The 20,159-nt window shown below is 60.4% G+C and carries 25 protein-coding genes; 20 read left to right on the plus strand and 5 right to left on the minus strand.

Going from position 1 to position 20,159, the window contains the following annotated elements:
• Positions 1-66: 66 nt before the first annotated feature.
• The 4 genes from ACN0SD_RS02405 (at position 67) to ACN0SD_RS02420 (ending at position 2,542) form a co-directional block, all read left to right on the plus strand.
• Entirely contained in the window at positions 67-660 is a 594-nt protein-coding gene (locus ACN0SD_RS02405) for a TetR/AcrR family transcriptional regulator (RefSeq protein ID WP_417806613.1), read from the plus strand.
• Positions 661-738: 78 nt separating this feature from the next.
• The gene (locus ACN0SD_RS02410) at positions 739-1,653 is read left to right on the plus strand and encodes a tetratricopeptide repeat protein (RefSeq protein WP_417806614.1); all 915 of its coding nucleotides are present in this window, start codon (positions 739-741) and stop codon (positions 1,651-1,653) included.
• A gap of 26 nt (positions 1,654-1,679) precedes the next feature.
• A complete protein-coding gene (locus ACN0SD_RS02415; RefSeq protein ID WP_417806758.1) occupies positions 1,680-2,318 on the plus strand; it encodes an LON peptidase substrate-binding domain-containing protein in 639 nt (212 codons plus the stop codon).
• Positions 2,319-2,386: 68 nt separating this feature from the next.
• Positions 2,387-2,542: a Trm112 family protein gene (locus tag ACN0SD_RS02420; protein WP_417806759.1), complete on the plus strand. Its 156-nt coding sequence runs from the start codon at positions 2,387-2,389 to the stop codon at positions 2,540-2,542.
• Between the two features lie 9 nt (positions 2,543-2,551).
• Here ACN0SD_RS02420 and ACN0SD_RS02425 read toward each other — a convergent pair whose 3' ends face one another.
• The gene (locus ACN0SD_RS02425; RefSeq protein ID WP_417806615.1) at positions 2,552-3,814 is read right to left on the minus strand and encodes an FAD-dependent monooxygenase; all 1,263 of its coding nucleotides are present in this window, start codon (positions 3,812-3,814) and stop codon (positions 2,552-2,554) included.
• A 47-nt stretch (positions 3,815-3,861) separates the two neighbouring features.
• Here ACN0SD_RS02425 and ACN0SD_RS02430 point away from each other — a divergent pair, with 47 nt between their 5' ends.
• The 4 genes from ACN0SD_RS02430 (at position 3,862) to ACN0SD_RS02445 (ending at position 10,320) form a co-directional block, all read left to right on the plus strand.
• A complete protein-coding gene (locus tag ACN0SD_RS02430) occupies positions 3,862-5,178 on the plus strand; it encodes an amidase (RefSeq protein WP_417806616.1) in 1,317 nt (438 codons plus the stop codon).
• 121 nt (positions 5,179-5,299) lie between these two features.
• Positions 5,300-6,478: an aminotransferase class I/II-fold pyridoxal phosphate-dependent enzyme gene (locus ACN0SD_RS02435; RefSeq protein ID WP_417806617.1), complete on the plus strand. Its 1,179-nt coding sequence runs from the start codon at positions 5,300-5,302 to the stop codon at positions 6,476-6,478.
• Between the two features lie 12 nt (positions 6,479-6,490).
• Positions 6,491-9,619, plus strand: coding sequence for a DNA translocase FtsK 4TM domain-containing protein (locus tag ACN0SD_RS02440; RefSeq protein WP_417806618.1), 3,129 nt, complete (start codon positions 6,491-6,493; stop codon positions 9,617-9,619).
• Positions 9,620-9,723: 104 nt separating this feature from the next.
• The gene (locus ACN0SD_RS02445; RefSeq protein ID WP_417806619.1) at positions 9,724-10,320 is read left to right on the plus strand and encodes a LolA family protein; all 597 of its coding nucleotides are present in this window, start codon (positions 9,724-9,726) and stop codon (positions 10,318-10,320) included.
• Positions 10,321-10,334: 14 nt separating this feature from the next.
• On the opposite strand, the gene ACN0SD_RS02450 is transcribed toward ACN0SD_RS02445, so the two are convergent.
• Complete coding sequence (locus ACN0SD_RS02450; protein WP_417806620.1) at positions 10,335-10,910, minus strand: lytic transglycosylase; 576 nt, start codon at positions 10,908-10,910, stop codon at positions 10,335-10,337.
• A gap of 193 nt (positions 10,911-11,103) precedes the next feature.
• On the opposite strand from ACN0SD_RS02450, the gene hspQ reads away from it, so the two are divergent.
• Positions 11,104-11,430, plus strand: coding sequence for a heat shock protein HspQ (hspQ, locus tag ACN0SD_RS02455; protein WP_417806621.1), 327 nt, complete (start codon positions 11,104-11,106; stop codon positions 11,428-11,430).
• Positions 11,431-11,436: 6 nt separating this feature from the next.
• On the opposite strand, the gene ACN0SD_RS02460 is transcribed toward hspQ, so the two are convergent.
• Both ACN0SD_RS02460 and ACN0SD_RS02465 read right to left on the minus strand, forming a co-directional pair.
• Positions 11,437-11,874, minus strand: a complete 438-nt coding sequence (locus ACN0SD_RS02460; RefSeq protein ID WP_417806760.1) for an ATP-binding protein — start codon at positions 11,872-11,874, stop codon at positions 11,437-11,439.
• A 54-nt stretch (positions 11,875-11,928) separates the two neighbouring features.
• Positions 11,929-12,273, minus strand: a complete 345-nt coding sequence (locus tag ACN0SD_RS02465; RefSeq protein WP_417806622.1) for an STAS domain-containing protein — start codon at positions 12,271-12,273, stop codon at positions 11,929-11,931.
• A 90-nt stretch (positions 12,274-12,363) separates the two neighbouring features.
• On the opposite strand from ACN0SD_RS02465, the gene ACN0SD_RS02470 reads away from it, so the two are divergent.
• From ACN0SD_RS02470 to ACN0SD_RS02520, 11 genes are all read left to right on the plus strand, one after another.
• Positions 12,364-13,542: a thiolase family protein gene (locus tag ACN0SD_RS02470; RefSeq protein WP_417806623.1), complete on the plus strand. Its 1,179-nt coding sequence runs from the start codon at positions 12,364-12,366 to the stop codon at positions 13,540-13,542.
• Positions 13,539-13,991, plus strand: a complete 453-nt coding sequence (locus ACN0SD_RS02475; protein WP_417806624.1) for a GAF domain-containing protein — start codon at positions 13,539-13,541, stop codon at positions 13,989-13,991. Before ACN0SD_RS02470 ends, ACN0SD_RS02475 begins: the two co-directional genes overlap by 4 nt.
• Positions 13,992-14,134: 143 nt before the next feature.
• Positions 14,135-14,383 (plus strand): GFA family protein, encoded by a 249-nt coding sequence (locus ACN0SD_RS02480; protein WP_417806625.1) that lies wholly within the window; start codon positions 14,135-14,137, stop codon positions 14,381-14,383.
• A gap of 36 nt (positions 14,384-14,419) precedes the next feature.
• Positions 14,420-15,067: a pseudouridine synthase gene (locus ACN0SD_RS02485; RefSeq protein ID WP_417806626.1), complete on the plus strand. Its 648-nt coding sequence runs from the start codon at positions 14,420-14,422 to the stop codon at positions 15,065-15,067.
• Positions 15,068-15,142: 75 nt separating this feature from the next.
• Complete coding sequence (locus ACN0SD_RS02490; RefSeq protein WP_417806627.1) at positions 15,143-15,886, plus strand: pyridoxine 5'-phosphate synthase; 744 nt, start codon at positions 15,143-15,145, stop codon at positions 15,884-15,886.
• A 27-nt stretch (positions 15,887-15,913) separates the two neighbouring features.
• The gene (locus ACN0SD_RS02495; protein ID WP_417806628.1) at positions 15,914-16,369 is read left to right on the plus strand and encodes an ABZJ_00895 family protein; all 456 of its coding nucleotides are present in this window, start codon (positions 15,914-15,916) and stop codon (positions 16,367-16,369) included.
• A complete protein-coding gene (acpS, locus tag ACN0SD_RS02500; protein WP_417806629.1) occupies positions 16,370-16,771 on the plus strand; it encodes a holo-ACP synthase in 402 nt (133 codons plus the stop codon).
• A gap of 51 nt (positions 16,772-16,822) precedes the next feature.
• Positions 16,823-17,608 (plus strand): signal peptidase I, encoded by a 786-nt coding sequence (lepB, locus tag ACN0SD_RS02505; RefSeq protein WP_417806630.1) that lies wholly within the window; start codon positions 16,823-16,825, stop codon positions 17,606-17,608.
• Positions 17,605-18,291 (plus strand): ribonuclease III, encoded by a 687-nt coding sequence (gene rnc / locus ACN0SD_RS02510; protein ID WP_417806631.1) that lies wholly within the window; start codon positions 17,605-17,607, stop codon positions 18,289-18,291. The genes lepB and rnc overlap by 4 nt, the downstream gene beginning before the upstream one ends.
• Complete coding sequence (gene era / locus ACN0SD_RS02515) at positions 18,288-19,196, plus strand: GTPase Era (protein ID WP_417806632.1); 909 nt, start codon at positions 18,288-18,290, stop codon at positions 19,194-19,196. Before rnc ends, era begins: the two co-directional genes overlap by 4 nt.
• A gap of 1 nt (position 19,197) precedes the next feature.
• The gene (locus ACN0SD_RS02520) at positions 19,198-19,533 is read left to right on the plus strand and encodes a DUF1491 family protein (RefSeq protein ID WP_417806633.1); all 336 of its coding nucleotides are present in this window, start codon (positions 19,198-19,200) and stop codon (positions 19,531-19,533) included.
• On the opposite strand, the gene ACN0SD_RS02525 is transcribed toward ACN0SD_RS02520, so the two are convergent.
• Positions 19,523-20,146 carry a Pr6Pr family membrane protein gene (locus ACN0SD_RS02525; RefSeq protein ID WP_417806634.1) on the minus strand — a complete coding sequence of 208 codons (624 nt, stop codon included), beginning with the start codon at positions 20,144-20,146 and terminating at the stop codon, positions 19,523-19,525. The genes ACN0SD_RS02520 and ACN0SD_RS02525 overlap by 11 nt on opposite strands.
• Between the last annotated feature and the right edge of the window lie 13 nt (positions 20,147-20,159).

Here is a 20,159-nt window from a genome sequence, read left to right on the forward strand (position 1 = left end):
TGTGTTGGATTGACATGTGCAAAGGTAGCCCAAATCTTAACGCTGTAAAAATAAGGGTTGAACACAATGTCGCGCACTGACCAACACGAGGACACCTATCATCATGGCGATTTGCGCAAAGCGCTGTTGGACAGCGCGCGTGTATTGCTCGAAGACGGGGGGCCGCCCGCGCTGAGCTTGCGCGAGATTGCCCGCCGCGTCGGGGTGTCGGCCCCAGCCGCCTATCACCATTTCCGCAACCTCGAGGCCATCGCGCAGGCGGTGGCTGAACAGGGGTTCGGCGAACTCGCAGCGAAGTTGGCTGGCGCGCAATCGGGCAGTGGCGTGCACGCGATGGGGATGGCGTATATCGGCTTTGCACAGGCCAATCCAGGGCTGTATCGGCTGATGTTCTCCGATGGGCTGGCTGCGAAATCCGATGCGGGGGCGGCGTTGCAAGCAATGCGCACGCAGGCATTCGCAACGTTGCGCAGCGCGCTTGAGCCACAGGTGCCGCAAGATCAAACGCCGGCATTGGCGCTGTATTTGTGGTCAGTGACGCATGGCTTGGCGCTATTGGCGATTGACGGGCAATTGGGCAGGGCTGAGCAGGCGCAACAGCAGATCGCGCAGGTGCTTGAATTGACCGGGCGTGCCTTGCCGCCCCTCGCGACGACCTGACGCAGGACATTCGGGGTTTGCGTTTCCACCCACGCGCGCCATATAAAAACGGAAACTCCGAACCCGATGGTGAGAGACATGTTAGAACTTGGTGCCACGCAAAAAGCCGCCCCCGCAGGCGATCTGATCAAGGACGTATCTGAGGCCAATTTCATGGCCGAGGTCGTCGAGAAATCGCAGACCGTGCCCGTCATCGTTGATTTCTGGGCGCCATGGTGTGGCCCGTGCAAACAGCTTGGTCCGGCGCTTGAGGCCGAGGTCATGGCCGCAAAAGGCGCGGTCGTAATGGCCAAGGTCAATGTCGATGAGAACCAAGGGATTGCGGGCCAGTTGCGGGTGCAATCGATTCCCACAGTATACGCCTTCTGGCAAGGCCAGCCGATTGATGGCTTTCAGGGCGCGCTGCCCGGATCGGAGGTCAAGGCTTTCGTCGCCAAGGTGATAGAGGCCAGCGGCGGCGCGGATAACGGTCTTGCGGATGCTGTCGAGGCGGCCGAGGCGATGCTGACCGAGGGCGCGGCAGAAGATGCGGCTGAAACCTTCGCGGCAATCCTAGACGAAGACCCGGAACTGGCCGAGGCGCACAGCGGGTTGATCCGCGCGTGCATCGCTTTGGATGATCTGGATGGCGCGGGGGCTGCGCTTGCGGCGGTGCCTGCCAAGCTGACCGACACCGCCCCGATTGAGGCCGCGCGCGCACAGCTTGATCTGGCGAAACAGGCGCAATCGGCGGGCCCGCTAGATGATCTCAAGGCCAAGGTCGACGTCAATGCAGACGATCATCAGGCTCGTTTTGACTATGCGCAGGCGCTTTATGCGGCGGGTGATGCCGCCGGGGCGGTTGATCAATTGCTTGATCTGTTCCGCCGTGATCGCGAATGGAATGATGGCGCGGCCAAGACGCAGCTTTTCACGATTTTCGACGCGCTCAAACCCAATGATCCGGTTGTGCAGTCGGGTCGGCGCCGTTTGTCGTCGATGATATTTGCCTGATCGGCCCGATGACCTATCTCGGAGGAATGATCAAACACGGCGACCTGCCCGACACTCTTCCACTTTTCCCGCTTCCCGGGGCGCTGCTGCTGCCTCGGGCGCGGCTGCCTCTACATATCTTTGAGCCGCGCTATCTTCAGATGATCGAGGATTGCATGAAAACCCCGCAGCGGCTGATCGGGATGATCCAGCCGCTCAAGGGGCCGGAGGGGCAGAACCACCTTAACGCGATTGGCTGTGCGGGTCGTCTGACCGGGTTTTCCGAAACTGAGGACGGGCGCTACATGATCACGCTCGCGGGGGTTTCGCGCTTTCGGTTCCTGCACGAGCAAGAGGGGTTCACGCCCTATCTTTGCGCGTCCGTCGACTGGAAGCCGTTCGCGCGTGATCTTGGTCCGGCGGAACAGGATAGCGGCTTTGATCGCGATGCCTTTTTCGACTTGCTTGAGCGCTATTTCGTGGCGCAAGGGCTCGATACCGATTGGGAGTCTTTGCAAGAGGCCGAAGAGGAATTGCTGATCAATTCTCTTGGCATGCTGCTGCCGCTAGAGCCTGAAGATAAGCAGGCGATGCTTGAGGCTCCCTGCCTTTCGACCCGGCGCGAAACCCTAGTGACTTTGCTGGAATATGCGCTGCATGGTGGCAGCGAGGAGAAGCTGCAATGAGTGACGGAACCGATACACCGGATGCGGAGGCGCAAAACGAACGCGCCAAGCCGCTATTTGATCGCCACATGCTTGAGGCGCTGGTTTGCCCGCTGACCCATGCGGTTCTCCACTATGACGCCGAGGCGCAGGAGCTGATCTCAAAGCCCGCCCATTTGGCGTTTCCAATTCGCGGCGGCATTCCGATCCTGCTGGAAGACGAAGCGCGCCGCCTTGACGGTTAAACGCGACGATTAAAGCGGCCGTCCTTGCAGCAAGCGGGGCAGGGGGCCTGACAGCCCTGCTGCTTGGCGCATGAAGCCCCGACGCAGACCGGGCAAGGCCTGCACGATCCCCATACCAAGATCACGTCCCGCACGAAGTAGTGGATTGTTGCTGGAAAACAGCTTGTTGACGCTATCCATGCCCAGCGCAAGCGTGGTTGAATCAAACCGCCGCCAGCCCTGATAGCGTTCCAACACATCCAGCGCACCAATGTCTTCGCCGCGACGCACGGCCTCAACCAATATCTCGGCGAGGGCAGCCACGTCGCGCAGGCCAAGGTTCAGCCCCTGACCGGCAATCGGATGCACGCCATGCGCCGCATCGCCCACAAGTGCAATACGCGGCGCGGCATAAGCGCTGGCGAGCGTCAGATTGAGCGGATAGCTAAACCGTGGCCCGGCCAGCTTGATTTCACCCAGAAAATCGCCAAAACGCGGGCGTAGAACCGCGAGGAAATCTGCGTCATCCAGTGCTGCGATGGCTTGGGCGGTTTCGTCTTTCTCGCTCCAGACGATAGACGAGCGGTTGCCTTTGAGCGGTAAAATCGCCAGCGGTCCCGACGGCATGAAGAATTGATGCGCCACGCCGTTATGGGGCAACTCGTGCTCAATCGCGGCGACGAGGGCGGTCTGACCATAGCCCCAGCCTTCGCGCTTGATCCCTGCACGCTCGGCGACGCCTGAACGCCGCCCATCCGCGCCCACCAAAAGCTTGCTGCGCAGCTTGCGCCCATCGGAAAGCGTCGCGACGATTGCCCCCGGTTCAACGGTTTGCTCGGTCACTTGCGTGTCATGTATCAAGGTGATCGCGGGATTGGCCTCCATCGCGTCCAGAAAGGCGCGATACAGATAGCGGTCCTCAAGCATGTAGCCGACCGGGGCCTGATCAAGCTCACGCGCGTCAAAATGCAGGAACATCGCCGCGCCGCCTTCGCCGGCATGGCCGTCGCTTGCCTTGACCTCCATCATCGGTTGCGCGGTATCGGCCAGCCCCTGCCAGACGCCAAGCGTTGACAGCAATTTCTGTGATGCAATCGCAAGCGCATAAGCGCGCCCGTCAAACGTATCGGTGGCGCGTTGGCGCGCGGGTGCGGCGTCAACCAGCGTGACGGTTACGCCCGCCGAGGCCAGCGCAAGTGCCAATGCAGGCCCGTTCAGCCCACCCCCAGCGATCAAGACATCGGAATCGTGTTTCATAGTGCTTACTATGGCGCGCCGTGCGGGATTGTCCATGCGCGCCGGTGTCGCTAGCGTGACGTCAAACAGGTTAGGAGACGGGCATGGAATGGCGGCTGGCAGGTGCGGCGGAACAGGGACGTGCGATTGCAGCGGGACAGCTTGATCCGGTGGAACAGACCGAGGCCTATCTGGACGCCGCGCAGCATGCCAAAGACATCTACGCCCGTCTTACGCCGCAGCGCGCCCGAGATGAGGCAATGGCAGCCCATCAACGCGCCAAGGCGGGGCAGCGGCGTGGGTTGTTGGACGGCGTCGCGCTAAGTTGGAAGGACTTGTTTGATAGCGCAGGCGTTGCGACTGAATCCGGGTCGCGATTGCTGGCGGGACGTGTGCCGGGTGCGGATGCCGTGGTGCTGGCGCAAGCCGGGCTTGGCGGTGCGGTGTGTCTAGGCAAAACCCATATGACGGAACTCGCGTTTTCGGGGCTCGGCGTGAACCCGATGACCGCCACGCCAGCCAATATTCATAACGCGAATCTCGCGCCGGGCGGATCGTCCTCGGGGGCGGCGCTCTCGGTGGCGCGCGGGTTGGCAGCGGCGGCGATTGGCTCGGATACTGGCGGATCGGTGCGTATTCCGGCGGCTTGGAATGATCTGGTGGGTTTGAAAACCACGCATGGCCGGGTGCCGACGCGCGGGGTGGTGCCGCTCTGTCGCAGCTTTGACACCGTCGGACCGCTTGCGCGCAATGTCGAGGATTGCGCCCATATTCTTGCGCTGCTCGAGGGGCGCAATCCGCCTGATTTGCGCGAGGCTTCGCTGAAGGGCACGCGGTTGCTGGTGCTGGAAGGGCTGCCGTTTGAGGGTACGCGCGAAAAGCCGGTGCAAGGGTTTGAAACGGCGGTGGATCGGCTCGCCAAGGCGGGCGCTGTCATTGAGCGGCGCGGCCTGTCGATGGTCAGGCCTGCGATGGATCTGTCGGGCATTTTGTTTGCGCCCGAGGCGTATGGCGAGTGGAAACATCTGATCGAGGCCGCGCCCGACAAGATGTATCCGCTGATTTTGGAACGCTTCCGCAGCGGGCGCGATGTGCTGGCATCGGACTATGTGGCGGGCTGGCATGCGCTGGCGGGGTATCGCGCGGACTATCTGGCCGCCACGGCGGAATATGACGCTGTGCTGGTGCCCACCGCACCGATTGAGCCACCCGATGCGCAACGTTTGCTGACCGATAAGGCCTATTTCGAGACGGAAAACCTGCTGGCGCTGCGCAATACGCGGATTGGCAATATTCTGGGTCTTTGCGTGCTGACGCTGCCAACGGGTGTGGCGTCCTGCGGGATTTCGCTGATGGGCGCGCCGATGGCCGAGGACCGCCTGCTGCGTCTTGGGGTGGCCGCAGAATCAGCGCTCGTCTGAAAAGTCACAGTCTTGTGTGTCAAGCCACTTTAAGCGCTGTCTTTTTCTGGACGCGCCCGCTTGGGTTTTGTAACCTGTGTCTCAATACGGGGCGACATAGACTCCGAACCATGAGGCAATGATGGATTTTCCCGAGCGGTTTTCGAACCTGCCCGAATATGCGTTCCCGCGTTTGCGGGGGTTGCTTGATTCGCACGCTCCCGGCGGCGATCCTCTTGCCATGTCTATTGGTGAGCCGCGTCACCCTATGCCTGCTTTCGTGGGTGAGGTGATCGCGCAAAACCTTGAAGAATTTGGGAAATACCCCGCTAATGACGGCACGCCAGAGTTGCTGAATGCGATTTCTGACTGGCTGAAACGGCGTTATAGCATTGCGGTTGGGCCCGATCAGATCATGGCGCTCAATGGCACCCGCGAGGGCTTGTTCAACGCGGCGATGGCGCTGGCACCCGAGTTGAAAAATGGCAAACAGCCCGTGATCTTGATCCCGAACCCGTTTTATCAGGTTTACGCGGTGGCTGCGGCTGCGGTGGGGGCCGAGCCGATCTTTGTGCCCGCAGGCCCAGACACCGCATTTCTGCCAGATTATGCGGCACTTGCGCCTGAAATTCTGGATCGTGTGAGCGTGGCCTATCTGTGCTCACCCTCGAACCCGCAGGGCGCGGTGGCATCGCGCGACTATCTGACCGATCTGCTGGCGCTCGCCGAAAAGCACGATTTCCGCATCTTCGCGGATGAATGCTATTCCGAGATCTGGCGCGAAGCTGCGCCCGTGGGGGCCGCCCAAGTCGCGGCAGAACAGGGCATCGACCCCGAGCGCGTGGTGATTTTCCATTCGCTCTCGAAGCGGTCGAACTTGCCGGGGCTGCGGTCGGGATTTTTGGCTGCCGGCCCGGAAAGCATCCGCCACATCCGCCGCTTGCGCGCCTATGCCGGTGCGCCGCTGCCCCAGCCTTTGCAGCGCGTTGCCGAACGTGCTTGGGCTGACGAGGCGCATGTGACCGAAAGCCGTCGGCTTTATAACGAAAAATACGACATCGCAGGGGCGGTGTTTGCGGGGCTGGACGGGTTCAAACTGCCCGATGGCGGCTTTTTCCTGTGGTTGCCCGTCAAGGATGGCGAGGCGGCAACGCTGAAGCTATGGCAAGAGACCGGCATTCGGGTCTTGCCGGGCGCCTATCTGGCGCGCGACGTAAATGGAGAAAATCCCGGTAAGGGATTCATACGGGTGGCCTTGGTCGCCCCAAAAGAAGAAACGCAGCGCGGGCTTACACAGCTACGCGACTGCCTATACGATTGAGGACGGTAGGTTATGGCATCTTATCAGGTACGACAGCGCGATCCGCTTTTTGATCAGGACACGCAGGCAGTTCTTGAACGGCGCGGCAAAGAGTTGGTGGGGGCCGTGCTGGTTCTGATCGGCGTTCTTGCGGCGATGATGTTGTTTTCCTACGCCCCCGAAGACCCCAGTTGGATGGCAGCCTCGGATCAGCCGGTGCAAAACTGGCTTGGCCGGATCGGGGCGGGGATCGCCTCGCCACTGTTTGTCATCGTGGGCCATGGCGCGTGGCTTCTGCCCGCCGCTTTGCTGGTTTGGGGAGTGCGTTTGATGACCCACCGCGGTGAAGATCGCGTTCTTGCGCGCATGATCTTTTTCCCGATCGCAGTGGCGATGGCCGCCGTTTACGCCGCCCTGCTGGTTCCCGGCGCGCAATGGGGGCAGGCCTTTGGTCTGGGCGGGCATTTTGGCGACATGATTGCAGGTTCGTTGCTGGGGATCGTGCCAGTGTCGGGGGCCTTCGGGCTCAAGCTGTTGTCGCTGGTGCTGGCGGTGGCAATGCTGGCGATGGCCGCGTTTGTGCTAGGCTTCACCAAGCCCGAGCTGCGCATGATTGTACGGTTCATGTGGTTGGGCACGGTGGCGGTTTATGTCGGCGTGATGAATGTGCTGGGCAAAGGGGCGTCGGCCTCGGTGCATGGTGCACGTCTGGCGGCCGAACGCGCTCGCGAGCGCAGAGCGCAGGCCGCAGAACGCGCCGCTGAGCAGGCCGCTTGGGAAGAGCAACAGGCCTTGGCCGCGGGCCATTGGGCCCCCGAGGTCGAGCCAGTGCGTCCCTCGCTACTGTCGCGTATCCGTCGCCCCGTCGAACCCGAATATGACGCCTATGATCCCACCCCCGAGTTGTTTGAGACCGAGCCGCATTGGGGCAGTCTTCCGCAAGAAGCCCCCAGCGATGACCGTATTCGTGCGCGCATCACGCAGGCGGTGCAAAACCGCAAAGCTGCGGTGGTGACGCCTGATTATGCGCCCGATTATGCTGTAGAATCCGCACCTCGTCTGGCCCATGACCTGCCCGAGGCGATGATTGCGCCCGAACCGCAAGCGCCAGCGTCGGTGCTGGCCGCCGTAGCAAAACGCCTCGCGCGCGCACCCCGTCAGTCTCAGGTCAGCGCCGCGCAACCTGCGATGCGTGCCGAGCCGGTGTTGCGGGCCGAACCGCCGTTACACGCCGCGCCGCGCTACATGCCCGGCCACGGGCCTGCGGTCACGGTGACGCGTGAAGCGCCCGCCGAGCAAGGTTATGACTGGACACACCCCAATTGGACGCCGCCCGAAGAGGACGGCGACGTGATGGATCTGCGCACCGATCATTTTTACTCCGGCGATGATGGGGCCTTTGACGTGGCCACCGGCGAGACCCAATGGGTCGAAGAGCCGATGATCGATTCCTATGACACCTATCAGGCCTATGAGGCCGAGGTTCCCGAACTGCCCGCCGCCGCGCGTGGGTTGGACCGCAAGGTCATCAAGCAGCCCGAGGCCAAACGCGTCGTGCAGCCGGTGAGCAAACCCGCGATGCCCTCGCGTCGTGCCCTTGAAGAGGCGCAGCCGAAACTGGCGTTTGAGGCCAAACCAAGCGCGCCTTATGAAATGCCGCCGCTGTCTTTGCTGACCAACCCGGTTTCGATCCAGCGTCATCAGCTATCGGATGAGGCACTTGAGGAAAATGCGCGGATGCTGGAATCGGTGCTGGATGATTATGGCGTCAAGGGAGAGATCGTCTCGGTTCGCCCCGGTCCCGTGGTCACGATGTATGAACTCGAACCCGCGCCGGGTTTGAAGGCCAGCCGCGTGATCGGTTTGGCCGATGATATCGCGCGTTCCATGTCTGCACTTTCGGCGCGGGTCTCGACCGTCCCAGGGCGTTCGGTCATCGGGATCGAACTGCCCAACGAGCATCGCGAAAAGGTCGTGCTGCGCGAAATCCTGTCGGCGCGCGATTTCGAGGATAAGAATACCAAATTGCCGCTTGCGCTGGGTAAAACGATTGGCGGTGAGCCGATTGTCACCAACCTTGCCAAGATGCCCCACCTGCTGATCGCAGGGACCACGGGCTCGGGTAAATCGGTGGCGATCAACACGATGATCCTGTCGCTACTGTATCGGCTGTCGCCCGAGGAATGCCGGTTGATCATGATCGACCCGAAGATGCTGGAGCTGTCCGTTTATGACGGCATTCCCCATCTGCTGAGCCCGGTCGTAACCGATCCGAAAAAGGCGGTTGTGGCGTTGAAATGGGTGGTCTCCGAGATGGAGGACCGCTACCGCAAGATGTCGAAAATGGGCGTTCGCAACATTGAGGGCTATAACGGGCGCGTCAAAGAAAGCCTTGAGAAAGGCGAGATGTTCAAGCGCACCGTGCAGACTGGTTTCGATGAGGAAACTGGCGAACCGATCTTTGAAACGGATGAATTCCAGCCCGCAACGCTGCCCTATATCGTCGTGATCGTCGACGAGATGGCCGATCTGATGATGGTCGCGGGCAAAGAGATCGAAGCCTGCATTCAGCGTCTGGCACAGATGGCGCGGGCCTCGGGCATCCACCTGATCATGGCGACGCAGCGCCCCTCGGTCGATGTCATCACCGGCACGATCAAGGCCAACTTCCCAACCCGGATCTCCTTCCAGGTGACGTCTAAAATCGACTCGCGCACCATTCTGGGCGAGCAGGGGGCCGAACAGCTTCTGGGCATGGGCGACATGCTGTATATGGCGGGCGGCGGAAAGATCACGCGTTGTCACGGTCCGTTCGTGTCGGATGAGGAAGTCGAAGAAATCGTCAATCATCTCAAAAGCTTCGGTCCGCCGGAATATATGTCGGGCGTGGTCGATGGGCCTGATGATGATACGGCCTCCGACATCGACGCGGTGCTGGGGCTGAACACGGGTGGCAATACTGGCGGCGAAGACGCGCTTTACGATCAGGCGGTGGCGATTGTGATCAAGGATCGCAAATGCTCGACCTCGTATATCCAGCGCAAACTGGGGATCGGCTATAACAAGGCCGCGAAACTGGTTGAGCAAATGGAAGATCAAAGCGTGGTCAGCGCCGCCAACCACGTCGGCAAGCGTGAGATCCTTGTGCCCGAACAGGGATAGGTCGGCGCGTTCAGTGGCGCAAAAGCGCTCAATTTTTCGAAAAGCCCCGGCGCAATAACACGCTGGGGCTTTTCCTTTGCGCCAGAGCGCTTAAGTTCAACGGCATGAAACAGATACGCATCCTTTTGGCCGCCGTGTTCACGCTGGCATTCGCGCTTCCGGCTATGGCCGAGAAGCTGTCGCTTAACGCAATTTCGGCCTACCTCAATGGAATAAAAACCGCGTCAGCCGATTTCACGCAGGTCAATTCTGACGGCTCAATTGCCACCGGAAAGCTGTATCTCAAACGTCCCGGTCAGGCGCGCTTTCAGTACAATTCGGATAAAACACTGGTCTTGGCTACGGCCAACCGGGTGGCGATATTTGATCCGAAATCGAACCAACCACCGGAACAATACCCTCTGGTGAAGACGCCGCTTAACTTGATTTTGGCCCGCAATATTGACCTCAATCGCAACCAGATGGTGACCGGGTATAGCACGGATGGGCCTAAAACGCTGGTGACGGCACAAGATCCGGAGCATCCCGAATATGGCTCGATCCAGCTTGTGTTTACTGCCAGTCCGGTCGAGCTGCGCCAATGGGTGATCACCGATCAGGCTGGCGCCAAGACGACGACAATCCTGAACAACCTTCAAAAAGGCGGCGATTATCCAACCTCGCTGTTCTCGATCGATCTGCAGATTGCGCGGGGCAGATGAGCCCTGCCCATCGTTTAGCGGCGACAGCTTTCTAGCTGAATCTCATACATCTGGGCGCGGGCCTCGACCCGATTTGCCACTGCCAAAAGCCACGTTTTCGAGCGATGCGAACCTCGCGAGAACCCGCCACGTCCCTCGTGATAAGCAAGGTACTGGTTGCGCGCATCCGATTTGGAAATCCCAAGCTGCTTAGTCGTGCCATCCATGTACCAGCCCATAAAATCGGTGGCGTCGCTGATGCGATTGCGCTTGGCGCCAAAGCTGCGGGTGTCTTTGCGATATTCATCCCAAGTCGCGTCAAGCGCCTGACTATACCCGTAAGCCGAACTTTGGCGCCCGATCGGGATAATCCCAAGCGCAAAGCGGTTGGGTGTCTTGGCATTGCCGTCGAACTTGCTTTCTTGGTGGATCGTGGCCATCTGCACGGCGACCGGGACGCCCCATCGGGCCTCGGTTTTACGCATCGCAGAGTAGTATTGCGGCCGTTCACGCACGAGTGCGCAGGCGTTATCAAGGTTACGCGGCGGTTTGGGTGGGCCACCGCACGCGGCAACCACCAACAATAGCCCAAGGGCGAGAATTTTCTTCATCACTGCTCTTCTTTGCTCTAACGGCTTATTTGCAGCCATATTAGGCTGTTTTTCCCGTTTCGGAAACCGCAAAGGCGCATTGAGTCGTAAAGACTGTTTGTTTCATCTGCACAGACTGTTTCCGGCAAAAATGCGGCAAGAATGTGGACATCGTGGGTCTTCACAATTTATTAATGAAAAAAGAGGGGTCGCAATGCACAGTTCTCAGGCGAAATATCACATCGGCCAGATCGTACGGCATCGAAAACATCCCTTCCGGGGCGTCGTGTTTGATGTCGATGCCGTCTTTTCCAATTCGCAGGCGTGGTACGAAGCGATCCCCGAAGACGTTCGCCCAAGCAAAGAACAGCCCTTCTATCATCTGCTTGCCGAGAATGATGACAGCTTTTACGTCGCTTATGTGTCGGAACAAAATCTTATTGCAGATCGCACCGGAGAGCCCGTGAGCCATCCTGATCTGCCGGATTTGTTCGGCGATTTCGACAATGGCACCTATCCGCTGCAGTTCCAGCTCAACTGACCGGAGCTATCCCGCCGCGCGTTCCAGCACCGGCGCAAGCGTCAAGCGGAACGCCAGAAGGTTGCGGTTGTCGTTGCGCGTATATCCCAGATTGGTGGCTAGATCGCGGATGAGAAACCAGCCAAAACCGCCTTCCGGCAGGCTTTCGGGGCGTGGTCGGGCGTCGTTGTTATCCGTTTCGGACAGGCAGGTCATGGGCAATGGCACACCATCATCACTGACCGAGCAGCTAAGCCCCTGCGTATCGCGCACCATTGACAGCGTGATCGTGCCCACCCCGGTATCGCCGTAGCTATGTTCGACGATATTGTTTAACACTTCCGCCAAGATCAGTTCCAGCGTGCTCGCCTCATCTGGCGTCATCACCCGCGCGAATCTAGCGAGTGCAGCGCGCAAGGACGTGCGCACCGAAATGGCGCTGGCTGGAAAACTCAGGTGAAAAATTCGGGGGGCGGCGCTGGATCGGGCGGTGGCACTGGGCTTTTCCCAGCTGACGCATCACGCATATTTCCGCCCCGCATTAAGTGCTGTGTCCAGATCGGGATGGATACGAAACACCGTATCCATGCGGGTCAGGCGAAACACCTTATCGACATTGCCGGTCAAGCCACACAGTTCCAACTGTCGGTGCGGTGCGAGTGATTTCATTACGGCAACCACTGCACCCAGCCCGGAACTGTCCAGGAATTGGATTTTCGACATGTCCAGAATGACCCGAGGCGCAGGTTGCACGGTCACTTCGCGCATTTGCTCCTTAAAGCGGATTGCGATTGCGGCATCGAGGCGTGGCTCGTCGACATGGACCACAAGGATGCCATCATAGGCTTCGGAAAAAAGGTTCATCTACGGCTCCCGCAGCAAGTTTTCTGAATGCAGGCTAGACGCCAATGCTTACCATTCGGTATCCGTGGGGCAGAATTTGGGGAGAAGGACATGGAAAATGTGGTGATCGTGGGCGCGGCACGTACGCCGATGGGCGGAATGCAGGGCGTGTTTAGCGATGTGAGTGCTGCCGATTTGGGCGGTGTGGCGATTGCGGCGGCGCTTGGTGGCGCAGGCGTGGCCCCGACCTGCGTCGAAGAACTGCTGATGGGCTGCGTGCTTCCGGCGGGGCAGGGTCAGGCCCCCGCGCGCCAGGCCGGTTTCGCGGCGGGTTTGGGCGAAGACGTGCCCGCGACCACGCTTAATAAGATGTGCGGCTCGGGGATGAAAGCGACGATGATCGCCTTTGATCAGATCGCGTTGGGTCAGACCGGTGTGATGGTCGCGGGCGGCATGGAGAGCATGACAAACGCGCCCTATCTGCTACCCAAAATGCGCGGTGGGGCGCGGCTGGGCCATGCGCAGGTGATCGATCACATGTTCCTCGACGGGCTGGAGGACGCTTATTACAAGGGTCGCCTGATGGGCACGTTCGCCGAGGATTGCGCGCAGGCGTTTCAGTTTACGCGCGAGGCGCAGGATGACTACGCTCTGGCTTCACTGTCGCGCGCGCTTGCGGCAGAGGAGTCGGGCGCATTTGCCGATGAGATTGCGCCGGTCACCGTCAGAAGCCGCAAGGGCGAAACAGTTGTGGGCGTTGATGAGCAGCCCGCCAATGCGCGCCCCGACAAGATCCCGCAGCTCAAGCCCGCGTTTCGCAAGGATGGCACGGTGACGGCGGCGAATTCGTCGTCGATTTCGGATGGCGCGGCGGCGCTGGTGCTGGCCTCGGAAAAGGTTGCGCAGGCCGAGGGACTGACGATCCGCGCGCGCATCCTGGGCCATGCGAGCCATGCCCAAGCGCCTTCTGAGTTCCCGACCGCTCCAGTCCCCGCGATAGAAAAGCTGCTGCAAAAGCTGGGTTGGAGCGTCGAGGATGTCGATCTGTGGGAGGTAAATGAGGCCTTCGCGGTGGTCCCGATGGCGTTCATGCACAAGCTGGGCGTGCCCCATGACAAGGTGAACGTGAATGGCGGCGCCTGCGCGCTGGGCCATCCGATCGGCGCATCGGGGGCGCGCATCATCGTCACGCTTCTCAACGCGCTGGAAAAGCGCGGGCTGAAACGCGGTATTGCCGCGATCTGTATCGGTGGGGGCGAGGGCACGGCCATCGCGATTGAACGCTCATGAAGGTTGATTACGAAGATCTGTCCAAGCGCATCGCGGCGTTGACGGCAGGCGAAACCGATGAGGTCGCGCTGATGGCGACGCTGGCCTGTGAGATTCATCACAGCGATGACCGGTTCGACTGGACGGGATTCTACCGAGTGACTGCGCCGGAGTTGCTGAAAATCGGCCCCTATCAGGGAGGGCATGGCTGTTTGGTGATCCCATTCGCGCGCGGCGTCTGCGGCGCGGCGGCGCGCACGGGCGAGACGCAGCTTGTGGCCGATGTCGAGACCTTCCCCGGTCATATCGCCTGCGCCAGTTCCACGCGATCAGAGCTGGTGATCCCGGTATTTGCCAAGCGCGGGGTGATCGGGGTGCTTGATATCGACAGCAACCAGCCCGACGCGTTCACGCAAGAAGACGCAGACGCGCTAGAGGGGATCTTGCGCGATGTGTTTGGCCATCTATGAGGGGATTATGATGACACATACCGGCTCTTGCCTGTGTGGCGCGGTCACCTACGAGGTGCGCGGCGATTTGCGGCCCTCTGTTGCGTGCCACTGTTCGCAATGCCGCAAAACCTCGGGGCATTATTGGTCTGCGACGCAGGTCGATGACGGTGAAACTGACGCTTACCTGCGATGAAGGGCTTCGTTGGTATCGCTCGTCCCCGCAGGCCGAGCGTGGGTTTTGCCAGCACTGCGGGGCGTCGCTGTTTTGGCGAATGGATGGCGAGGGGCGTACTTCTATCGGGTCGGGCACGCTGAATCTGCCCACTGGGATGGCGACCGCCAAGCATATTTTCGTGGCCGATAAGTCGGATTACTACCAGATCGAACCCGGTCCCGAACAACTGCCCTGACTTGACCACCCGCGCCTGTCGGTGCATCCCCGCGCGATGAGCTATGTCTACGATCCGCCCAAAGACGCCCCACGCATCCTGCATGCCGATCACGAGGTTCTCGTGGTTGACAAGCAGGCGGGGCTATTGTCGGTGCCCGGCAAGGGGCCGGACAAGGCGGATTGCCTGCTGAGCCGCCTGCGGGCGATTCATCCGCAGGTTCTTCTGGTGCATCGTCTGGATACCGATACATCCGGCGTAATGGTCTATGCGTTGACCCCGCACGCACAGCGCCATCTGGGGCTGCAATTCGAGAAACGGCAGACCAAAAAGGTCTATCAGGCGCGGCTTTGGGGCGAGTTGGCGCAAAAAGAAGGCACGGTCGATCTCCCGCTTTGCGTCGATTGGCCCAACCGCCCCCGCCAGCATGTCGATTTTGAAAACGGGCGTGCGGCGCAGACCGACTGGCGGGTGATGCGCCATGAAGACGGCACCACCCGCATTCGTCTGATGCCGCTGACCGGGCGCAGTCACCAGTTGCGCGTGCATATGACTGAGCTGGGCCACCCGATCTTGGGCGATCCGCTGTATGCCGAAGGGCCGGCGCGCGGCTTCCCCCGGCTGATGCTACACGCAGAATCCCTTCGCTTTCGCCATCCCGACGGCGGTGTCCACCTTAGCTTTAGCGCAGACTGCCCCTTCTGATATTGATACAATCGCGCTCTTTTCCCCGCGCGCGCGGGCGGGCATACTCTGCCTAGTTGAACGCGGAGACCTCCCATGCCCAAACCCCTGCGCCTAGGCGTGAATATCGATCATGTCGCGACGATCCGAAATGCGCGCGGCTCGTCCTATCCTGACCCGCTGCGCGCGGCGCTGATGGCGCAAGAGGCGGGGGCGGATGGCATCACTGCGCATCTGCGCGAAGACCGCCGCCATATTCGCGATGGCGACATTGACGCGCTGATGGCGGGTATCAAGGTGCCGCTGAACTTCGAGATGGCCGCCACGCCCGAGATGCAATCCATCGCCCTGCGCCATATCCCACATGCCTGCTGCATCGTGCCCGAAAAGCGCGAGGAGGTGACGACCGAAGGCGGCTTGGACGTTGCGGGTGATCTGGCGCGGCTGACCGATTATGTTGCGCCGCTGGTCGAAGCGGGCATTCGCGTGTCGATGTTCATCGGCCATGATCCCGCGCAAATCGAAGCCTCGGCCAAGATCGGCGCGCAGGTGATCGAACTGCACACGGGCCATTACTGCGACATGCATCATGCGGGCGATTTCGCGGCGCGTGATGTGGAACTAGAGGCGCTTAAGGCGGGGGCCGCTTATGCCGACAGCCTTGGGCTTGAAGTGCATGCAGGCCACGGGCTGACCTATGACACGGTCACCCCTATTGCCGCGATAAAGCAAATCCGCGAACTGAATATCGGCCATTTCCTGATTGCCGAGGCGATCTTTACCGGCCTCGCCCCCGCGATTGTGCACATGCGCAAGCTGATGGACACGGCGCGAGGATGAGATTTCATGCTGATATAGGGCTTTGAAATGAAAAGATATTACTGGATTTATGCCGCGTGGTTCATTGGGGCGTCAATTGGTTTGCCTATCTTGCTTGAAGTCGTAAGGCATTTCTCCGGTGTTGACCTTTACAGCTCGTTCGTAACGATTGCGCCCGCAATGGTCGCGGCGATGGTCGCCGGGATGAGTTTCGTGAAAGGGCGTGAAACGGCTCCGACGTCATCGGAAAGCTGGCGATTTGCGCGCGGCTCGCTGGTGATCGCGCTCGTCTTTTCGATGCTTTACGCCGCCGCGTTTTTCGCGATCTTCCCAGAGGTGAAGGAGAGTCTGCACGGCCTGTTCGAACCCACCATGCTCGGTGTGATGGCTGTCATCTTGGCGGTGGTGTTCCTGATCATATTCCTCACCAACCGAATATTTTTCGCTATGGGCGCGAAGAACGGGCTGAAGGCCGCGCTGCGCAACAAAGCGAAGGCAGGCTGAATGATCCTTGGCATCGGCACCGATCTTGCCAATATCGAGCGGATCGAGCGCACGCTTGCCCGCTTTGGTGACCGATTTCGCAATCGGGTCTTTACCGACGTTGAGCAGCGCAAAGCCGAGCGTCGCCGCGATACGCCCGGCACCTATGCCAAGCGTTGGGCGGCGAAAGAGGCCTGTTCCAAGGCGCTGGGCACCGGGCTGCGTATGGGGATTTCATGGAAAGATATGGCGGTCACAAATCTGCCAACTGGACAGCCGGTGATGCATCTGACCGGCTGGGCTGCGGATCGGCTTTCAGCCATGACGCCAGAGGGTTACGAGGCGCAGGTTCATGTGACATTGACCGATGATCACCCTTGGGCGCAGGCCTTTGTGGTGATCGAGGCGCGCAAGCTTTCTTGACTCGGGCGTGAGGCTGGGTAAGGAGGGCGAGAATTCATAAAGGCAGGGCAGATGGCGAAAACGAAAACCGAAGGCGGGATCTGGGAAACCGTGAAGACGATCTTCTGGGCGCTGTTGATTGCAGGCGTATTCCGCACGCTGTTCTTCCAGCCGTTCTGGATCCCCTCGGGCTCGATGAAAGACACGCTGCTGATTGGCGATTTCCTGTTCGTCAACAAAATGGCTTACGGCTATTCGCGTTATTCCTGCCCGTTCTCGGCCTGCCCGATCACCGGACGCATTCTGGATCGCGCACCGACGCGCGGCGATGTCGTGGTGTTCCGCCACCCGACCAAAGATGTCGATTTTATCAAGCGTCTGATCGGGATGCCGGGCGATACGATTCAGGTGACCGACGGATTGCTGTATATCAACGGCAAGGCAGTTGGTGAGAAACCCGATGGCGATTTCACCGAGGTGATGGCACCGCAAGGGCCGCAGCAGTTGATGCCGCGCTGTGCCAACGCGCCTGTGGGCGAAGGCGATGCCTGCATCAAGCACCGCTATATCGAAACGCTGCCCAATGGGGTGAGCCACGAAATCCTCAAGATCACCGATGGCGGTTATGCCAATAACACCCCGGTCTTCACGGTGCCCGAAGGCGAATATTTCTTCATGGGCGACAACCGCGACAATTCTGAAGACAGCCGCTTTTCGCAAGCCGTGGGCGGTGTCGGATATGTGCCCGCAGCCAACCTCGTCGGGCGCGCGGACCGGATCATGTTCTCGTCTGCCGGACGGTCGCTGTTTTACTTCTGGACGTGGCGTTCGGATCGTTTCTTCAAGGCGGTCAATTGAAGCTGAGCGCGGATATCAAGGCCTTTCAGGGCCGGTTGGGGTACACCTTCACCCGACCCGAGATCTTACTGCGCGCGCTCACCCATTCGTCGATTTCGACCGCGACCCGGCCCGACAATCAACGTCTTGAGTTTCTGGGCGACCGGGTGCTGGGGCTGGTGATGTCCGAGGCGCTGTTTCTGGCGGATCGCGCCGCGTCCGAGGGGCAGATGGCGCCGCGCTTCAATGCGCTGGTGCGCAAAGAGGCCTGTGCCGATGTGGCGCGCCAGATTGACCTTGGCGCGGTGCTAAAACTGGGCAGATCCGAGATGATGACCGGCGGGCGGCGCAAACAGGCGCTGCTGGGAGATGCGATGGAAGCGGTAATCGCCGCCGTCTATCTCGATGCTGGTTTTGAGGCTGCGCGCGATCTGATCCTGCGACTTTGGGGCGAGCGGCTTGAGGCCGTCGAAGAAGACGCGCGTGATCCGAAAACCGCCTTGCAGGAATGGGCGCAGGCGCGCGGCCTGACCCCGCCAAAATATGAGATCACGGGCCGTTCTGGCCCCGATCATGCCCCGAAATTTACCATTGAAGCCCTGTTGGATAACGGCGCGCGCGAAACCGCGCAGGCTGGCTCCAAGCGTCAGGGCGAAATGGCCGCTGCCAAGGCGTTGCTGGCGCGGCTGAAGGAGAGCGAATGAGTAACCCGACACGCGCCGGTTTCGTGGCCCTCATCGGAGAGCCCAATGCTGGTAAATCCACCCTGCTGAATGCGATGGTCGGGGCAAAAGTCTCGATCGTGACGCATAAGGTGCAAACCACGCGCGCGCGCATCCGTGGCGTGGCGATGCAGGGTCAAAGCCAGATCGTGTTCGTCGACACGCCCGGTATTTTCCGCCCGCGCCGACGTTTGGACCGCGCGATGGTGCAGGCCGCTTGGGGTGGGGCAGCGGATGCCGATGTCGTGGTGCTGCTGATCGAGGCGCATCGCGGGCTGACCGAGGGTGGCAAGGCCATTCTGGAGTCGCTGAAAGAGCGCGAAGGTCTGCGCGTGGCGCTGGCGATCAACAAGATCGACAAGGTGAAATCCGAGACGCTGCTGGGCTTGGCCGCGCAGCTTAACGAGAAATTCGAGTTTGCTAAAACCTTCATGATTTCCGCCGAGCGCGGCCATGGCGTGGCTGACCTGAAAGAGTGGCTGGCAGGCGAGATGCCTGAGGGGCCGTGGCTCTATCCCGAAGACCAGATAGCGGATTTGCCGCTGCGCATGATCGCCTCGGAAATCACCCGCGAAAAGCTGACGCTGCGTCTGCATGAAGAGCTACCCTATCAGTTGACCGTCGAGACCGAGAATTGGGAAGAGCGCGAGGATGGCTCGGTGCGGATCGACCAGCTGATCTATGTCGCGCGCGACGGTCATAAGGGCATTATCCTTGGCCATAAGGGTGAGACGATCAAGTCGATCTCCAAGGCGGCGCGGATGGAGCTGATCGAATTCCTCGACCGTCCCGTGCATCTGTTCTTGCAGATAAAGGTGCGCCCGAATTGGCTGGACGATGCCGAGCGCTATTCCGAGATGGGGCTCGATTTCAAGGACGGCAACTGAGATGGCGGCGCGGCTCACGACCGATCTGTGGGTGCACGCCTATCTCAAGCGGCTGGAACTGGCCAATATCCCGGCCTATGTGACCGCGCATGGACAGCAAAGTTCCGGCGCGGTGCTCGTGAAATGCGCGCGCCTAGATGGGACCGCGCAAAGCTACGAACGGCGCATCGATTTGATGACGGGGGCCAGCGCGTGGATGTTGCTGCACGACGGCCCCGAGGCAGAGGTCGATGCGAGTATTGCCAAGCAGCGCAGCTTCGACCCCGACCTCTGGGTGATCGAAATCGAAAGCCGCGATGGGCGCACATTGCTGGATGAAGAGGGGCTTAGCGACTAAGCCGCATCCACGCCATCACACGCCCGAGTGCGACTATTACGAGCCCGCCCAACCAGAACGCGATCACGAATTGCGCGGACCAGATTGCCAACCCATTCCAGCCAAGCTGCGTGAGATTGAGAAAGAAATACGGATAAAATCCGGTCTCAAGTCCCCGGACCACCGCATAGACTAGATAGACCGCGGGCCAGATCAACCAAAGCCCTGCGTCCCGCCATTGCAGCGAACGCTTGGGCGCGAAAAGCAGCCACCAGATCGGCACTAGGATCGGCGCGGCGGTGTGATACAGGAAATTCTCCAGCCAATTGAGGCCATAAAGCTCCGCATTCCCCGCCAGAAGCAGGTGATAGACCGCGCCCACGATGGTCATCCACAGCATGAGGGCCGCCAATAGTGCTGGCGAAAACAAGCGCTTGCGCCACAGCATCACGCCGAACAAAATCCCGACTAACGAGTTGGTCCAGATCGTGAAATAGCGCAGCATCAGCCACAGGATGCCCAAGGGCACCGAGGCGTGGGGATGCGCGGCGAGATTGGTGCTAAAGCTTGCCGCGAAGGCAATGACTTCACATAGGAAAATTAGCAATGCGAGGGATTGGGATATGCGTGTCATGGGTGCAAGCTAG

The organism is Thioclava sp., assembly GCF_048263065.1.
Classification (GTDB): domain Bacteria; phylum Pseudomonadota; class Alphaproteobacteria; order Rhodobacterales; family Rhodobacteraceae; genus Thioclava.

Coding starts and splice junctions, on each gene's coding strand:
- ACN0SD_RS02405 (WP_417806613.1), top strand. CDS start 67: ATGTCGCGCACTGACCAACACGAGGACACCTATCATCATGGCGATTTG.
- ACN0SD_RS02410 (WP_417806614.1), top strand. CDS start 739: ATGTTAGAACTTGGTGCCACGCAAAAAGCCGCCCCCGCAGGCGATCTG.
- ACN0SD_RS02415 (WP_417806758.1), top strand. CDS start 1,680: ATGATCAAACACGGCGACCTGCCCGACACTCTTCCACTTTTCCCGCTT.
- ACN0SD_RS02420 (WP_417806759.1), top strand. CDS start 2,387: ATGCTTGAGGCGCTGGTTTGCCCGCTGACCCATGCGGTTCTCCACTAT.
- ACN0SD_RS02425 (WP_417806615.1), bottom strand. CDS start 3,814: ATGGACAATCCCGCACGGCGCGCCATAGTAAGCACTATGAAACACGAT.
- ACN0SD_RS02430 (WP_417806616.1), top strand. CDS start 3,862: ATGGAATGGCGGCTGGCAGGTGCGGCGGAACAGGGACGTGCGATTGCA.
- ACN0SD_RS02435 (WP_417806617.1), top strand. CDS start 5,300: ATGGATTTTCCCGAGCGGTTTTCGAACCTGCCCGAATATGCGTTCCCG.
- ACN0SD_RS02440 (WP_417806618.1), top strand. CDS start 6,491: ATGGCATCTTATCAGGTACGACAGCGCGATCCGCTTTTTGATCAGGAC.
- ACN0SD_RS02445 (WP_417806619.1), top strand. CDS start 9,724: ATGAAACAGATACGCATCCTTTTGGCCGCCGTGTTCACGCTGGCATTC.
- ACN0SD_RS02450 (WP_417806620.1), bottom strand. CDS start 10,910: ATGAAGAAAATTCTCGCCCTTGGGCTATTGTTGGTGGTTGCCGCGTGC.
- hspQ (WP_417806621.1), top strand. CDS start 11,104: ATGCACAGTTCTCAGGCGAAATATCACATCGGCCAGATCGTACGGCAT.
- ACN0SD_RS02465 (WP_417806622.1), bottom strand. CDS start 12,273: ATGAACCTTTTTTCCGAAGCCTATGATGGCATCCTTGTGGTCCATGTC.
- ACN0SD_RS02470 (WP_417806623.1), top strand. CDS start 12,364: ATGGAAAATGTGGTGATCGTGGGCGCGGCACGTACGCCGATGGGCGGA.
- ACN0SD_RS02475 (WP_417806624.1), top strand. CDS start 13,539: ATGAAGGTTGATTACGAAGATCTGTCCAAGCGCATCGCGGCGTTGACG.
- ACN0SD_RS02480 (WP_417806625.1), top strand. CDS start 14,135: ATGACGGTGAAACTGACGCTTACCTGCGATGAAGGGCTTCGTTGGTAT.
- ACN0SD_RS02485 (WP_417806626.1), top strand. CDS start 14,420: ATGAGCTATGTCTACGATCCGCCCAAAGACGCCCCACGCATCCTGCAT.
- ACN0SD_RS02490 (WP_417806627.1), top strand. CDS start 15,143: ATGCCCAAACCCCTGCGCCTAGGCGTGAATATCGATCATGTCGCGACG.
- ACN0SD_RS02495 (WP_417806628.1), top strand. CDS start 15,914: ATGAAAAGATATTACTGGATTTATGCCGCGTGGTTCATTGGGGCGTCA.
- acpS (WP_417806629.1), top strand. CDS start 16,370: ATGATCCTTGGCATCGGCACCGATCTTGCCAATATCGAGCGGATCGAG.
- lepB (WP_417806630.1), top strand. CDS start 16,823: ATGGCGAAAACGAAAACCGAAGGCGGGATCTGGGAAACCGTGAAGACG.
- era (WP_417806632.1), top strand. CDS start 18,288: ATGAGTAACCCGACACGCGCCGGTTTCGTGGCCCTCATCGGAGAGCCC.
- ACN0SD_RS02520 (WP_417806633.1), top strand. CDS start 19,198: ATGGCGGCGCGGCTCACGACCGATCTGTGGGTGCACGCCTATCTCAAG.
- ACN0SD_RS02525 (WP_417806634.1), bottom strand. CDS start 20,146: ATGACACGCATATCCCAATCCCTCGCATTGCTAATTTTCCTATGTGAA.